Source organism: Klebsiella sp. D5A, from assembly GCF_001620885.1.
GTDB classification, from domain to species: Bacteria; Pseudomonadota; Gammaproteobacteria; order Enterobacterales; family Enterobacteriaceae; genus Klebsiella; species Klebsiella variicola.
The window spans coordinates 136598-152037 of sequence record NZ_LOAR01000006.1 but is presented as its reverse complement, the minus strand read 5'-3'; the positions used below and the strand labels follow the sequence as shown (position 1 = coordinate 152037).

The 15440-nt window shown below is 58.2% G+C and carries 13 protein-coding genes; all 13 read left to right on the top strand.

What is annotated here, in order from left to right; all coding sequences use genetic code 11:
- Positions 1-248 precede the first annotated feature (248 nt).
- Positions 249-1973 (top strand): acetolactate synthase 3 large subunit, encoded by a 1725-nt coding sequence (gene ilvI / locus AS136_RS10335; RefSeq protein WP_023322066.1) that lies wholly within the window; start codon positions 249-251, stop codon positions 1971-1973.
- A 2-nt stretch (positions 1974-1975) separates the two neighbouring features.
- A complete protein-coding gene (ilvN, locus tag AS136_RS10330; RefSeq protein ID WP_002888536.1) occupies positions 1976-2467 on the top strand; it encodes an acetolactate synthase small subunit in 492 nt (163 codons plus the stop codon).
- 180 nt (positions 2468-2647) lie between these two features.
- Entirely contained in the window at positions 2648-3652 is a 1005-nt protein-coding gene (gene cra / locus AS136_RS10325) for a catabolite repressor/activator (RefSeq protein ID WP_004145952.1), read from the top strand.
- Positions 3653-4292: 640 nt separating this feature from the next.
- A complete protein-coding gene (mraZ, locus tag AS136_RS10320) occupies positions 4293-4751 on the top strand; it encodes a division/cell wall cluster transcriptional repressor MraZ (RefSeq protein WP_012542858.1) in 459 nt (152 codons plus the stop codon).
- 2 nt (positions 4752-4753) lie between these two features.
- A complete protein-coding gene (gene rsmH / locus AS136_RS10315; protein WP_008807438.1) occupies positions 4754-5695 on the top strand; it encodes a 16S rRNA (cytosine(1402)-N(4))-methyltransferase RsmH in 942 nt (313 codons plus the stop codon).
- Positions 5692-6057 (top strand): cell division protein FtsL, encoded by a 366-nt coding sequence (gene ftsL / locus AS136_RS10310; protein ID WP_002888550.1) that lies wholly within the window; start codon positions 5692-5694, stop codon positions 6055-6057. The genes rsmH and ftsL overlap by 4 nt, the downstream gene beginning before the upstream one ends.
- A 15-nt stretch (positions 6058-6072) precedes the next feature.
- Positions 6073-7839 (top strand): peptidoglycan glycosyltransferase FtsI, encoded by a 1767-nt coding sequence (locus AS136_RS10305; RefSeq protein WP_008807437.1) that lies wholly within the window; start codon positions 6073-6075, stop codon positions 7837-7839.
- Complete coding sequence (gene murE / locus AS136_RS10300) at positions 7826-9313, top strand: UDP-N-acetylmuramoyl-L-alanyl-D-glutamate--2,6-diaminopimelate ligase (RefSeq protein ID WP_008807436.1); 1488 nt, start codon at positions 7826-7828, stop codon at positions 9311-9313. The genes AS136_RS10305 and murE overlap by 14 nt, the downstream gene beginning before the upstream one ends.
- On the top strand, positions 9310-10668 hold the full coding sequence (murF, locus tag AS136_RS10295) for a UDP-N-acetylmuramoyl-tripeptide--D-alanyl-D-alanine ligase (protein ID WP_012968939.1): 1359 nt from the start codon (positions 9310-9312) through the stop codon (positions 10666-10668). The genes murE and murF overlap by 4 nt, the downstream gene beginning before the upstream one ends.
- The gene (mraY, locus tag AS136_RS10290) at positions 10662-11744 is read left to right on the top strand and encodes a phospho-N-acetylmuramoyl-pentapeptide-transferase (RefSeq protein ID WP_008807434.1); all 1083 of its coding nucleotides are present in this window, start codon (positions 10662-10664) and stop codon (positions 11742-11744) included. The genes murF and mraY overlap by 7 nt, the downstream gene beginning before the upstream one ends.
- A gap of 2 nt (positions 11745-11746) precedes the next feature.
- On the top strand, positions 11747-13063 hold the full coding sequence (gene murD / locus AS136_RS10285) for a UDP-N-acetylmuramoyl-L-alanine--D-glutamate ligase (protein ID WP_008807433.1): 1317 nt from the start codon (positions 11747-11749) through the stop codon (positions 13061-13063).
- Positions 13063-14337 (top strand): cell division protein FtsW, encoded by a 1275-nt coding sequence (gene ftsW, locus AS136_RS10280; RefSeq protein WP_004204337.1) that lies wholly within the window; start codon positions 13063-13065, stop codon positions 14335-14337. Before murD ends, ftsW begins: the two co-directional genes overlap by 1 nt.
- The gene (murG, locus tag AS136_RS10275; protein WP_008807432.1) at positions 14334-15404 is read left to right on the top strand and encodes an undecaprenyldiphospho-muramoylpentapeptide beta-N-acetylglucosaminyltransferase; all 1071 of its coding nucleotides are present in this window, start codon (positions 14334-14336) and stop codon (positions 15402-15404) included. The genes ftsW and murG overlap by 4 nt, the downstream gene beginning before the upstream one ends.
- Positions 15405-15440: the final 36 nt, after the last annotated feature.

The following is a 15440-nucleotide window of genomic DNA, read 5'->3' as shown; positions in this document are numbered from 1 at the left end:
CTCCGAGTATTTACCATTCCCTTTTCTTATCTCTGAAGCAATCCACCATATTTTCACTTCTCCGCTTTCTTTTCTTCTTATTACGGGGATAACACATCCCCTGCGGCGAATTGCCTGCCTGCTGGCGAGCAGTTATGGTAGTGGCATGCAGTCCATTCACCTCAGTGCGGAGGGTCTCTCCTCCGCATCGTGCGAGCGCGCGGAAATTGAGTTCCGCTGTCGTAAAACAATAAGCCTGGAGGCAAACCATGGAGATGTTGTCAGGAGCCGAGATGGTCGTCCAATCGCTTGTCGATCAGGGCGTCAAGCAAGTATTCGGCTATCCCGGAGGCGCAGTCCTCGATATCTATGATGCGTTACATACCCTTGGCGGTATCGATCATGTGCTGGTTCGCCACGAGCAGGCGGCAGTGCATATGGCGGATGGCCTGGCGCGGGCGACCGGCGAGGTTGGCGTCGTGCTGGTCACCTCTGGACCAGGGGCGACGAACGCCATCACCGGCATCGCGACGGCCTATATGGATTCCATTCCGCTGGTGATCCTCTCCGGGCAGGTGGCGACATCGCTGATCGGCTACGATGCCTTCCAGGAGTGCGACATGGTGGGGATTTCCCGTCCGGTGGTGAAGCACAGTTTCCTGGTGAAGCAGACCGAAGATATTCCCGGTGTCCTGAAGAAAGCCTTCTGGCTGGCGGCCAGCGGTCGCCCCGGACCGGTGGTGGTCGATCTACCGAAAGATATTCTCAATCCGGCGAAAAAGCTGCCGTACGCCTGGCCGGAGGCGGTGAGTATGCGTTCGTATAACCCGACCACCAGCGGTCATAAGGGACAGATTAAACGCGCCCTGCAGACCCTGGTGGCGGCGAGTAAGCCGGTCGTTTACGTCGGCGGCGGGGCGATCAATGCGCATTGCGAACCCCAGCTGCGTGAACTGGTGGAAAAGCTGAAGCTGCCGGTTGCTTCCTCTCTGATGGGGCTTGGCGCTTTCCCGGCGACGCACCCGCAGGCGCTGGGGATGCTGGGTATGCACGGCACCTATGAAGCCAACATGACCATGCACCATTCGGACGTCATTTTCGCCGTCGGCGTCCGCTTTGACGATCGGACCACCAACAATCTGGCCAAGTACTGTCCGAACGCGACGGTGCTGCATATTGATATCGATCCGACCTCGATCTCGAAAACCGTGCCGGCAGATGTGCCGATCGTCGGCGATGCCCGGCTGGTACTGGAGCAGATGCTGGAGCTACTGGACCAGGAAGAGACGCAGCAGCCGCTGGACGACATTCGCGACTGGTGGCAACAGATCGAGCAGTGGCGTGCCCGCCATTGTCTGCGCTACGACGACCAGAGCGATAAAATCAAACCGCAGGCGGTGATTGAAACTATCTGGCGGTTGACCCAGGGCGATGCCTACGTCACTTCCGATGTGGGCCAGCACCAGATGTTCGCCGCCCTTTATTACCCCTTCGACAAACCACGGCGCTGGATTAACTCCGGTGGTCTCGGCACCATGGGCTTTGGCCTACCGGCTGCGCTGGGGGTCAAAATGGCTCTGCCGGACGAAATGGTGGTCTGCGTGACCGGTGACGGCAGTATCCAGATGAACATTCAGGAACTCTCTACTGCGCTGCAGTATGAGTTACCGGTCCTGGTGCTTAACCTCAACAACCGCTATCTCGGGATGGTGAAGCAGTGGCAGGATATGCTCTATTCCGGGCGCCACTCCCAGTCCTATATGGAATCGCTGCCGGACTTTGTGCGTCTGGCGGAAGCCTATGGTCACGTCGGGATCCGCATCAGCGAGCCGCAGGAGCTGGAGTCAAAGCTTGCTGATGCGCTGGAGCAGGTGCGTCAGCGCCGGCTGGTGTTTGTCGATGTCACCGTCGACGGCAGTGAGCATGTGTACCCCATGCAGATCCGCGGCGGCGGCATGGATGAGATGTGGTTGAGCAAAACGGAGAGGACCTGATTATGCGCCGGATATTATCGGTATTACTGGAAAACGAATCGGGCGCATTGTCCCGCGTTATCGGCCTCTTTTCCCAGCGCGGCTATAATATAGAAAGCCTGACTGTGGCGCCGACGGACGACCCTACGCTCTCCAGAATGACCATCCAGACCGTGGGCGATGAAAAAGCGATCGAGCAGATTGAAAAGCAGCTGCACAAGCTGGTGGATGTGCTGCGAGTCAGCGAATTGGGGCAGGGGGCCCATGTCGAACGCGAAATCATGCTGGTGAAGGTTCAGGCCAGCGGCTATGGCCGTGAAGAAGTGAAACGCAACACCGAAATCTTTCGCGGACAGATTATCGATGTGACGCCTTCTATCTATACCGTTCAGCTCGCCGGAACCAGTGATAAGCTTGATGCTTTCCTGGCTTCGCTGCGCGATGTCGCTCGGATCGTAGAAGTGGCTCGCTCCGGTGTGGTCGGCCTGTCTCGCGGTGATAAAATCATGCGCTGAGGATCGGGAACTGATGCAAAAATAGCCCGGCAGCGACTGTCGGGCTTTTTTTTTGCGAAATCAGTAGGAACTGTAAGCGAAAGCGGTTGCTGCGCTAACTATTCTGCGCTTAGATGTTATAAAAAGGGTTCCATACCTGAATAATGGTTATGTTTGGCACTTCTTACCCAAGGGGCAATTGTGAAACTGGATGAAATCGCCCGGCTGGCCGGTGTTTCAAGAACCACCGCGAGCTATGTGATTAATGGCAAAGCGAAGCAGTACCGCGTAAGCGATAAAACGGTCGAAAAGGTGATGGCTGTGGTGCGGGAGCATAACTATCATCCGAATGCGGTCGCCGCTGGCCTGCGTGCAGGACGCACACGATCTATCGGTCTGGTGATCCCGGATCTCGAAAATACCAGCTATACCCGCATTGCAAATTATCTCGAACGTCAGGCGCGTCAGCGTGGCTATCAGCTGCTGATTGCCTGTTCTGAGGATCAACCCGATAACGAGATGCGCTGCATTGAGCATCTGCTGCAGCGCCAGGTGGACGCTATCATTGTCTCTACCTCGCTGCCGCCGGAGCACCCTTTCTATCAACGCTGGGCTAACGATCCGTTTCCGATTGTCGCGCTTGACCGCGCCCTTGACCGCGAGCATTTCACCAGTGTGGTCGGCGCTGATCAGGATGACGCTGAAATGCTCGCTGCCGAGCTGCGGACCTTCCCTGGCGAAACGGTACTTTATCTCGGCGCGCTGCCGGAACTGTCGGTGAGCTTCCTGCGCGAGCAGGGCTTCCGCAAAGCCTGGCAGGACGATCCGCGCGAGGTGCATTATCTCTATGCCAACAGCTATGAGCGCGAAGCGGCGGCTCAGCTGTTTGAGAAATGGCTTGAAACCCATCCGATGCCTCAGGCGCTGTTTACTACCTCTTTCCCGTTGCTGCAGGGCGTGATGGATGTGACGCTGCGCCGTGAGGGCAAACTGCCCTCCGAGCTGGCGATCGCCACCTTCGGCGATAATGAGCTGCTCGATTTTCTGCAGTGCCCGGTGCTGGCGGTGGCTCAGCGCCATCGCGATGTCGCTGAGCGGGTGCTGGAGATCGTCCTCGCCAGCCTCGATGAACCGCGCAAGCCAAAGCCGGGCCTGAGCCGTATTCGCCGTAATCTCTATCGTCGTGGTAGCCTGAATCGCCGCTAAGCGCGCAATATCGCCAGAGCCCAGGAATATTCCTGGCGGGCCTGCCGGAAAGCAGGCCTTTGGCGATTAATCAGGCAATTGACGTCCAAAATGCAAAACTGAATATATTTCAGACAAATCCCTAAACTTCTTTACGTGTTATTTTGTTTAATTCGCTGGCAATCGTTTTGTTACTCAAAACGGGACACAAAAAATGATTGCGCAGGCTTTAATTGTATTATTTTGTTACATTCACCAGGTTAATTGCTGAATTAACACTCATTTTGTACGCCCCAGCCTTTCTCTTCTGCCCTATCCCGCGTCTGGTCCGCCCCTCAGCCAGCAACAGGTACTGTTAACGACCGGCATAATGGCCTAAAATGCCGCTCGCGTCGCAAACTGACACTTTATATTTTCCCGCCGAAGATATTTTGTTGTTTATAACTGTTACGAGTTTGTTGGTTATTTTCTTACACGTATTCATAACGTTAATTTGCCTCGCCTGTTGATGATTTTTTCATCAGGGCTAATGTCGGCTGTAAATAATGGGTTTTTGAGCTCTGTTGGCATCCGTGCTGGCTTGACAAGCTTTTCCTCCGCTCCGTAAACTCCTTCTGGTGGGAATTTGTGGGATAAAGTGGCGAAAAGGGGTGAGGCTGGCATGTTCCGTGGAGCAACGTTGGTCAATCTCGACAGCAAAGGCCGCCTGGCCGTGCCAACGCGCTATCGCGATGGGCTGATCGAGGACGCTGCCGGTCAATTGGTATGCACCATTGACATTCATCACCCGTGCCTGCTGCTTTATCCATTGCCTGAATGGGAAATCATCGAGCAGAAATTGTCGCGTTTATCGAGCATGAATCCCGTTGAGCGGCGCGTACAGCGTTTGCTTCTGGGTCATGCCAGCGAATGTCAGATGGATAATGCCGGACGATTGCTCATCGCGCCGGTGTTACGGCAGCATGCCGGGCTGACAAAAGAAGTGATGCTGGTCGGGCAGTTTAATAAGTTTGAACTGTGGGATGAAACGACCTGGTATCAACGGGTCAAGGAAGATATCGACGCTGAGCAGTCCGCGACCGGTGAACTGTCGGAGCGCCTGCAGGATTTGTCCTTATAAAAATGATGGAAAATTATAAACATACTACGGTACTTCTGGATGAAGCCGTCAACGGCCTCAATATTCGTCCAGACGGTATCTATATTGATGGTACTTTTGGCCGCGGTGGTCACTCGCGCCTGATCCTCTCCCGGCTGGGAGCGGAAGGACGCTTGCTGGCAATCGATCGCGATCCACAGGCGATTGCCGTCGCGAAAACCATCGATGATCCCCGCTTTTCCATCGTACATGGTCCTTTTTCACAGCTCGCTGACTACGTCGACGAGCGTAATCTTACCGGTAAGATCGACGGCATTCTGCTCGATCTCGGCGTCTCTTCCCCGCAGCTTGACGATGCGGAACGCGGCTTTTCCTTTATGCGCGACGGGCCGCTGGACATGCGCATGGATCCGACGCGCGGTCAGTCCGCGGCCGAGTGGCTGCAGACGGCAGAAGAAGCCGATATCGCCTGGGTGATTAAAACCTTCGGCGAAGAGCGTTTCGGTAAACGTATCGCCCGCGCGATCGTCGAACGTAACCGTATTGAACCGATGACCCGCACCAAAGAGCTGGCGGAGGTCATTGCTGCGGCGATGCCGGTAAAAGATAAGCATAAACATCCCGCGACCCGTACCTTCCAGGCGGTGCGCATATGGGTAAACAGTGAACTGGAGGAGATAGAGCAGGCGCTAAAAAGCTCGCTCAGCGTGCTGGCCCCGGGTGGGCGGCTATCGATCATTAGTTTTCATTCGCTGGAAGATCGCATTGTGAAGCGCTTTATGCGTGAACAAAGCCGCGGTCCGCAGGTTCCGGCGGGAATACCGATGACCGAAGCGCAGCTCAAAAAACTGGGCGGCCGTGAGTTACGAGCACTAGGCAAGTTGATGCCGGGCGAAGAAGAGGTGGCAGAGAATCCACGTGCCCGTAGTTCAGTGCTGCGTATTGCAGAGAGGACGAACGCATGATCGGCAGAGTGACAGAGGCCTTAAGCAAGGTTAAAGGGTCGATTGGAAGCAACGAGCGCCATGCTTTGCCTGGCGTGATCGGGGACGACCTTCTGCGGTTTGGGAAACTGCCACTCTGCCTGTTCATTTGCATCATTATTACGGCGATTACCGTGGTCACCACCGCGCACCATACGCGCCTGCTGACCGCGCAGCGTGAACAACTGGTTCTGGAACGCGACGCCCTGGATATCGAGTGGCGCAACCTGATCCTCGAAGAGAACGCGCTCGGCGATCACAGTCGGGTTGAGCGGATCGCGACCGAGAAGTTGCAGATGCAACACGTCGATCCATCACAAGAAAATATCGTTGTACAGAAATAAGGATTATTGCGACGGATGAAAGCAGCGCCAAAAACGCCAAAAGCAAAGCGTCAGGAAGAACAGGCCAACTTTATCAGTTGGCGTTTTGCGTTGCTGTGCGGCTGTATTCTGCTGGCGCTGACTTTCCTGCTGGGTCGTGTCGCCTGGCTCCAGGTGGTCAGCCCCGACATGCTGGTGCGTCAGGGCGATATGCGCTCGCTGCGCGTCCAGGAAGTGTCTACCGCGCGCGGGATGATTACCGACCGCTCCGGGCGGCCGCTGGCGGTCAGCGTACCGGTGAAGGCTATCTGGGCCGATCCGAAGGAGCTGCATGATGCTGGCGGGGTCACCCTGGATACGCGCTGGAAGGCGCTGGCGGACGCCCTCAATATGCCGCTGGATCAGCTGGCAACGCGCATCAATACCAATCCGCGGATGCGTTTTATCTATCTGGCGCGTCAGGTAAACCCTGACATGGCCGACTACATCAAAAAGCTAAAGCTGCCGGGCATTCATCTGCGTGAAGAGTCCCGTCGTTATTACCCTTCCGGAGAAGTGACTGCTCACCTCATTGGCTTTACCAACGTCGACAGCCAGGGGATTGAAGGGGTCGAAAAAAGCTTTGATAAATGGCTTACCGGCCAGCCGGGCGAGCGTATCGTGCGTAAAGACCGCTATGGCCGGGTTATTGAAGATATCTCTTCTACCGACAGCCAGGCGGCGCACAACCTGGCGCTGAGCATCGACGAACGTCTGCAGGCGCTGGTCTATCGCGAGCTGAACAACGCCGTGGCCTTTAACAAAGCCGAGTCGGGCAGCGCCGTGTTAGTGGACGTTAACACCGGGGAAGTGCTGGCGATGGCCAACAGCCCCTCCTATAACCCGAACAACTTCGCCGGTACGGCGAAAGACACCATGCGTAACCGCGCTATCACCGACGTATTCGAACCGGGTTCGACGGTGAAACCGATGGTGGTGATGACGGCGCTGCAGCGCGGCATCGTCAACGAAAATACCGTGCTGAATACCATTCCCTATCGAATTAACGGCCACGAAATCAAAGACGTGGCGCGTTATAGCGAATTGACCCTGACCGGGGTGCTACAGAAGTCGAGTAACGTCGGTGTTTCTAAGCTGGCGTTAGCGATGCCGTCCTCAGCGTTAGTAGATACTTACTCACGTTTTGGGCTTGGAAAGGCGACCAATTTGGGGTTGGTCGGAGAACGCAGTGGCTTATATCCTCAAAAACAACGGTGGTCTGACATAGAGAGGGCCACCTTTTCTTTCGGCTACGGGCTAATGGTAACCCCGTTACAGTTAGCGCGAGTCTACGCAACGATTGGCAGCTATGGCATCTATCGCCCGCTGTCAATTACCAAGGTTGATCCACCGGTTCCGGGCGAGCGCGTCTTCCCGGAATCACTCGTTCGTACCGTCGTTCATATGATGGAAAGCGTGGCGCTGCCCGGCGGCGGCGGCGTGAAAGCGGCGATCAAAGGCTATCGCATCGCGATTAAAACCGGTACGGCGAAAAAAGTGGGGCCGGATGGCCGCTATATCAACAAATATATTGCTTACACCGCAGGCGTTGCGCCCGCCAGCCATCCGCGCTTCGCGCTGGTGGTGGTGATCAACGACCCGCAGGCAGGTAAATACTACGGTGGCGCCGTTTCCGCGCCGGTCTTCGGTGCCATCATGGGCGGCGTATTGCGCACCATGAACATCGAGCCGGATGCGCTGGCAACGGGCGAAAAAAGTGAATTTGTAATTAATCAAGGCGAGGGAACAGGTGGCAGATCGTAATTTGCGCGACCTACTCGCTCCGTGGGTGCCAAACGCACCGGAGCGCATTCTGCGAGAGATGACGCTGGACAGCCGGGTGGCTGCTTCCGGCGATCTCTTTATCGCGGTACAGGGTCATCAGGCGGACGGGCGTCGTTATATCCCGCAGGCGATAGCGCAAGGTGTGGCTGCCATTATTGCTGAAGCGCAGGGCGAGGCTGAAGACGGTGAGATCCGTGAAATGCACGGCGTGCCGGTTATTTACCTGAGCCAGCTTAACGAACGCTTATCGGCGCTGGCCGGGCGTTTTTATCATCAGCCGTCGCAGCAGCTGCGTCTGGTGGGCGTCACCGGTACTAACGGTAAAACGACCACCACTCAACTGCTGGCGCAGTGGGCGAAGCTGCTCGGCGAAACCAGCGCAGTGATGGGGACCGTTGGCAACGGCCTGCTGGATAAAGTCGTGCCGACCGAAAATACCACCGGTTCTGCGGTAGACGTTCAGCATGTGCTCTCCAGTCTGGTCGGGCAGGGGGCAACCTTCGGCGCGATGGAAGTCTCTTCCCACGGTCTGGTGCAACACCGCGTGGCGGCGCTGCAGTTTGCCGCCTCGGTGTTTACCAATCTGAGCCGCGACCACCTCGACTACCATGGCGACATGGAGCACTACGAAGCGGCGAAATGGCTGCTGTACTCGACCCACCATTGCGGCCAGGCCATCGTCAACGCTGACGATGAAGTGGGGCGTCGCTGGCTGGCGAAGCTGCCGGATGCGGTGGCGGTGTCGATGGAAGATCATATCAATCCGAACTGCCACGGCCGCTGGCTGAAGGCCACCGCGGTCAACTATCACGACAGCGGCGCGACCATTCAGTTTGACTCCAGCTGGGGCAACGGTGAAATCGAAAGCCGCCTGATGGGCGCCTTTAACGTCAGCAACCTGCTGCTGGCGCTGGCGACGCTGCTGGCGCTGGGCTATCCGCTGGCCGATCTGCTGAAAACCGCAGCGCGTTTACAGCCGGTATGCGGCCGTATGGAAGTGTTCAGCGCGCCCGGTAAACCGGCCGTGGTGGTGGATTACGCCCATACGCCTGACGCGCTGGAAAAAGCGCTGCAGGCCGCGCGCCTGCACTGCAGCGGCAAGCTGTGGTGCGTTTTCGGCTGCGGCGGCGACCGTGACAAAGGCAAGCGTCCGCTGATGGGCGCTATCGCTGAAGAATTTGCCGACATCGTGGTGGTCACTGATGACAACCCGCGCACCGAAGAGCCGCGGGCGATTATCAACGATATTCTGGCCGGCATGCTCGATGCGGGTCATGCGAAGGTGATGGAAGGCCGCGCGGAAGCGGTCACCAACGCCGTGATGCAGGCGAAAGAGAACGACGTGGTGCTGGTGGCGGGTAAAGGCCATGAAGATTACCAGATCGTCGGCAATCGCCGTCTGGATTATTCCGACCGCGTCACCGTCGCGCGTCTGCTGGGAGCGGTAGCATGATTCGCTTTACGTTAAGCCAGCTCGCCGCGATCGCCCATGGCGAACGGCAGGGTAGCGACATCGCTATCGACGAGGTGACCTCCGATACCCGTAAAGTGACGGCGGGCTGCCTGTTTGTGGCGCTGAAAGGCGAGCGTTTCGACGCTCATGATTTTGCCGAACAGGCGAAAGCAGCTGGCGCCGGCGCGCTGCTGGTGAGCCGTCCGCTGGCCTGCGATCTCCCGCAGGTGATCGTGAAAGATACCCGCCAGGCTTTCGGCGAGTTAGCCGCCTGGGTGCGTCAGCAGGTACCGACCCGCGTCGTCGCCCTGACCGGCTCGTCCGGTAAAACCTCGGTCAAAGAGATGACCGCGGCGATCCTTAGCCAGTGCGGCAACACACTGTATACCGCTGGCAACCTGAACAACGATATCGGTGTACCGATGACGCTGCTGCGCCTGACTAAAGAGCATCAGTACGCGGTGATCGAACTCGGCGCCAACCACCAGGGCGAAATCGCCTGGACCGTCAGCCTGACGCGTCCGGAAGCCGCGCTGGTCAACAACCTTGCTGCGGCGCACCTCGAAGGTTTCGGCTCGCTGGCGGGCGTGGCGAAGGCGAAGGGCGAAATCTATACCGGTCTGCCGGAAAACGGCATCGCCATTCTCAATGCTGATAACAACGACTGGCTGAACTGGCAGGCGGTGATTGGCGATCGCAAAGTGTGGCGCTTCTCACCGAATGCGGCCAACAGCGACTTCACGGCGACCAACGTGCAGATCACCAGCCACGGTACCGAATTTACGCTGCAGACCCCAACCGGCAACGTTGACGTCCTGCTGCCGCTGCCGGGACGCCATAACATCGCTAACGCGCTGGCGGCGACCTCGCTGGCGATGGCGGTAGGCGCCGATCTGGCGGCGGTAAAAGCCGGTCTGGCGCAGCTGAAGGCCGTTCCGGGGCGTCTGTTCCCGATCCGGCTGACGGAGAGCCAGCTGCTGCTGGATGACTCCTACAACGCCAACGTTGGTTCGATGACCGCGGCAGTGCAGGTACTGTCAGAGATGCCCGGCTTCCGGGCGATGGTGGTCGGCGATATGGCGGAGCTTGGCGCGGAAAGCGCGGCCTGCCATCGCGAAGTCGGCGAGGCAGCGAAAGCGGCGGGGCTGGATTGCGTCCTCAGCGTCGGCACCTTGAGCGCGGATATCAGCCGCGCCAGCGGCGTGGGCGAACATTTTAATGATAAAGCCGCAGTAGTGGCTCGCCTGCGCGAGCTGCTGGCGGAGCACAAGATAATGACCATTTTAGTGAAGGGTTCACGTAGTGCCGCCATGGAAGAGGTAGTACGCGCATTACAGGAGACTGGGACATGTTAGTATGGCTGGCCGAACATTTGGTCAAATATTATTCCGGCTTTAACGTCTTTTCTTATCTGACGTTTCGCGCCATCGTCAGCCTGCTGACCGCGCTGTTCATCTCGTTGTGGATGGGCCCGCGCATGATCGCCCGTCTGCAAAAACTCTCCTTCGGCCAGGTCGTACGTAACGACGGTCCAGAGTCCCATTTCAGCAAACGCGGCACGCCGACCATGGGGGGGATCATGATCCTCACTGCGATCACCGTCTCCGTTCTGCTATGGGCTTACCCCTCCAACCCGTACGTCTGGTGCGTACTGACGGTATTAATCGGCTACGGGATCATCGGCTTTGTTGATGATTACCGTAAAGTCGTGCGCAAAGATACCAAAGGCCTGATCGCCCGCTGGAAGTATTTCTGGATGTCGGTGATCGCGCTGGGCGTGGCGTTCGCGCTCTATCTGGCCGGGAAAGACACCCCGGCGACCGAGTTGGTGGTGCCATTCTTTAAAGACGTGATGCCGCAGCTGGGCCTGCTCTATATCCTGCTGGCTTACTTCGTTATCGTCGGTACCGGCAACGCCGTCAACCTGACCGATGGCCTCGACGGCCTGGCGATTATGCCGACCGTCTTCGTCGCTGCCGGCTTTGCGCTGGTGGCATGGGCTACCGGCAACATGAACTTCGCCAACTACCTGCACATTCCTTATCTGCGCCATGCTGGCGAGCTGGTGATCGTCTGTACGGCGATTGTCGGCGCGGGTCTGGGCTTCCTGTGGTTTAACACCTATCCGGCGCAGGTCTTTATGGGCGACGTCGGTTCGCTGGCGCTTGGCGGCGCGCTGGGCATTATCGCCGTGCTGCTGCGTCAGGAATTCCTGCTGGTGATTATGGGCGGCGTTTTCGTCGTGGAAACTCTGTCGGTGATCCTGCAGGTTGGCTCCTTTAAGCTGCGCGGTCAGCGCATCTTCCGTATGGCGCCGATTCACCATCACTATGAACTGAAGGGCTGGCCGGAGCCGCGCGTTATCGTGCGCTTCTGGATTATTTCGCTGATGCTGGTGCTGATTGGCCTGGCGACGCTGAAGGTACGTTAATCATGGCAGATTATCAGGGTAAAAAAGTCGTCATTATTGGGCTGGGTATGACCGGCCTGTCATGCGTGGACTTTTTCATGGCGCGCGGCGTGACGCCGCGCGTGATGGACACCCGCGTCGCGCCTCCGGGGCTGGATAAATTACCCGAATCGGTCGAATGCCATGTCGGTGGACTCAATGATACCTGGCTGCTGGCGGCGGATCTGATTGTCGCCAGTCCCGGCATCGCGCTGGCCCATCCTTCACTGAGCGCGGCGGCCGATGCAGGCGTAGAGATCGTTGGTGATATCGAACTGTTCTGCCGTGAGGCGCAGGCGCCGATTATCGCCATTACCGGCTCTAACGGCAAAAGCACTGTCACTACTCTGGTGGGCGAGATGGCGAAAGCGGCCGGGGTTAACGTCGGCGTGGGCGGTAATATCGGCCTGCCGGCGCTGATGCTGCTGGACACCGATCGTGAGCTATATGTGCTGGAGCTCTCCAGCTTCCAGCTGGAAACGACTTCCAGCCTGCAGGCGGTGGCGGCAACCATCCTCAACGTGACTGAGGACCATATGGACCGCTACCCGCTGGGGCTGCAGCAGTATCGCGCGGCGAAGCTGCGGATTTACGAGAATGCAAAAACCTGCGTGGTGAACGCGGACGATGCGCTCACGATGCCGGTACGCGGGGCGGACGATCGCTGCATCAGCTTTGGTGTCGATGTCGGTGACTACCACCTTAACCGTCAGCAGGGCGAAACCTGGCTGCGCGTTAAAGGTGAGAAAGTCCTCAATGTGAAAGAGATGCCTCTCACCGGTCAGCATAACTACAGCAACGCCCTGGCGGCACTGGCGCTGGCCGATGCCGCGGGCCTGCCGCGGGCCAGTAGCCTCAAGGCATTAACCACCTTCACTGGTCTGGCCCATCGCTTTCAGCTGGTGCTGGATCACAACGGCGTACGCTGGATTAACGACTCGAAGGCAACCAACGTCGGCAGCACCGAGGCGGCGCTGAACGGCCTGCAGCTGGATGGCACGCTGTATCTTCTGCTGGGCGGCGACGGCAAGTCCGCTGATTTCACCCCGCTGAAGCGCTACCTCGGCGGCGATCGTATCCGTCTGTACTGCTTTGGTCGCGACGGCGCCGAGCTCGCCGAGCTGCGTCCTGACGTGGCGGTACAAACTGAAACCATGGAACAGGCGATGCGTCAGATAGCGCCCCTGGTGAAAGCGGGCGACATGGTTCTCCTGTCGCCGGCGTGCGCCAGCCTGGATCAGTTTAAGAATTTTGAACAACGGGGCGATATGTTTGCCCGTCTGGCGAAGGAGTTAGGTTGATGCGTTTCTCTCTCCCACGCCTGAGAATGCCGCAGCTGAGCTTGCCTCGGTTGAGACTGCCGCGACTGCCGGGGATGTTTATCTTCGCCTGGCTGTTCGCCGCGCTAAAAGGCTGGGTGATGGGCTCGCGCCCGAAAGATAACGACAGTCTGGTGATGTATGACCGGATGCTGCTATGGCTGACCTTCGGCCTGGCGGCGATCGGCTTTATCATGGTGACCTCGGCGTCGATGCCGGTGGGGCAGCGCCTGGCGAACGATCCTTTCCTCTTTGCCAAGCGCGACGGCCTGTACATTGTGCTGGCCTTTGTCCTCGCGCTGGTGACGCTGCGCCTGCCGATGGATTTCTGGCAGCGCCACAGTACCGCGATGCTGATCGCTTCGATCGTTATGCTGCTGATCGTGCTGGTGGTGGGTAGCTCGGTAAACGGGGCATCGCGCTGGATCGCCCTCGGCCCGCTGCGCATCCAGCCGGCGGAGTTCACCAAGCTGTCGCTGTTCTGCTATATCGCCAACTATCTGGTGCGTAAAGCGGATGAAGTGCGTAACAACCTGCGCGGGTTCTTAAAACCGATGGGCGTGATTTTCGTGCTGGCGATCCTGCTGCTGGCGCAGCCTGACCTCGGTACCGTGGTGGTGCTGTTCGTCACCACGCTGGCGATGCTCTTCCTTGCCGGCGCGAAGCTGTGGCAGTTCATCGCCATTATCGGCATGGGTATCTCGGCGGTGGTCCTGCTGATCCTCGCCGAACCGTACCGTATTCGCCGCGTGACCTCCTTCTGGAACCCATGGGAAGACCCGTTCGGCAGTGGTTACCAGCTGACCCAGTCGCTGATGGCCTTTGGCCGCGGCGAGATGTGGGGGCAGGGCCTCGGCAACTCAGTGCAAAAACTGGAGTATTTGCCGGAAGCGCACACTGACTTTATCTTCGCCATTATCGGCGAAGAACTCGGTTATATCGGTGTGGTACTGGCGCTTTTAATGGTATTCTTCGTCGCTTTCCGCGCCATGTCGATTGGCCGTAAAGCGCTGGAGATCGATCATCGCTTCTCCGGCTTCCTCGCCTGTGCGATTGGTATCTGGTTTAGCTTCCAGGCGTTAGTTAACGTCGGGGCGGCGGCGGGGATGCTGCCGACGAAAGGTCTGACGCTGCCGCTGATCAGTTATGGTGGTTCCAGTCTGCTGATTATGTCGACGGCCATCATGTTGTTGTTGCGAATAGATTATGAAACGCGTCTGGAAAAAGCCCAGGCGTTTACACGGGGTGTTCGATGAGCGGTCAGGAAAAGCGGTTGATGGTGATGGCGGGCGGTACCGGCGGGCATGTGTTCCCGGGGCTGGCGGTCGCGCACCATTTAATGGACCAGGGCTGGCAGGTTCGCTGGCTGGGTACCGCCGATCGTATGGAAGCGGATTTAGTGCCGAAAAACGGCATCGAGATTGATTTTATCCGTATCTCCGGCCTGCGTGGTAAAGGGATAAAAGCGCAACTGTTGGCGCCGGTGCGTATCTTCAACGCCTGGCGTCAGGCGCGAGCGATCATGAAGCGTTTCCAGCCGGATGTGGTGCTGGGCATGGGCGGCTATGTCTCCGGGCCTGGCGGTCTGGCGGCGTGGTCGTTGGGGATCCCGGTGGTCCTCCACGAACAAAACGGTATTGCCGGTCTGACTAACAAATGGCTGGCGAAGATTGCGAAGAAAGTGATGCAGGCGTTTCCCGGCGCGTTCCCGCATGCGGACGTGGTCGGGAACCCGGTGCGTACCGATGTACTGGCGCTGCCGCTGCCGGGTCAGCGTCTGGTGGGGCGTCATGGACCGATTCGCGTGCTGGTGGTCGGTGGCTCCCAGGGCGCGCGCGTCCTGAACCAGACTATGCCGCAGGTGGCGGCGAAGCTCGGTGATGCGGTGACCATCTGGCATCAGAGCGGCAAAGGTGGCCAGCAAACCGTGCAACAGGCCTATGCCGCTGCGGGGCAGCCGCAGCATAAAGTGACGGAATTTATTGATGACATGGCCGCGGCCTATGCCTGGGCTGATGTCGTGGTTTGCCGTTCCGGCGCGCTGACGGTCAGCGAAATCGCGGCTGCAGGTTTACCGGCGCTGTTTGTACCCTTCCAGCACAAAGATCGTCAGCAGTACTGGAATGCGCTGCCGCTGGAGAAAGCCGGCGCGGCGAAAATTCTTGAACAGCCTGAGTTCACGGTAGAGGCGGTTGCCTCTACCCTGGCGAGCTGGGATCGGGAAACGTTGCTGGATATGGCGGAACGAGCGCGTGGCGCTTCGATTCCGGACGCTACCGAGCGAGTAGCAGAAGAGGTCAGCGCCGTAGCTTTGGCGCGCTAATTGCGGTGATTTTCACCGCCCGAATGACAGAAGTTG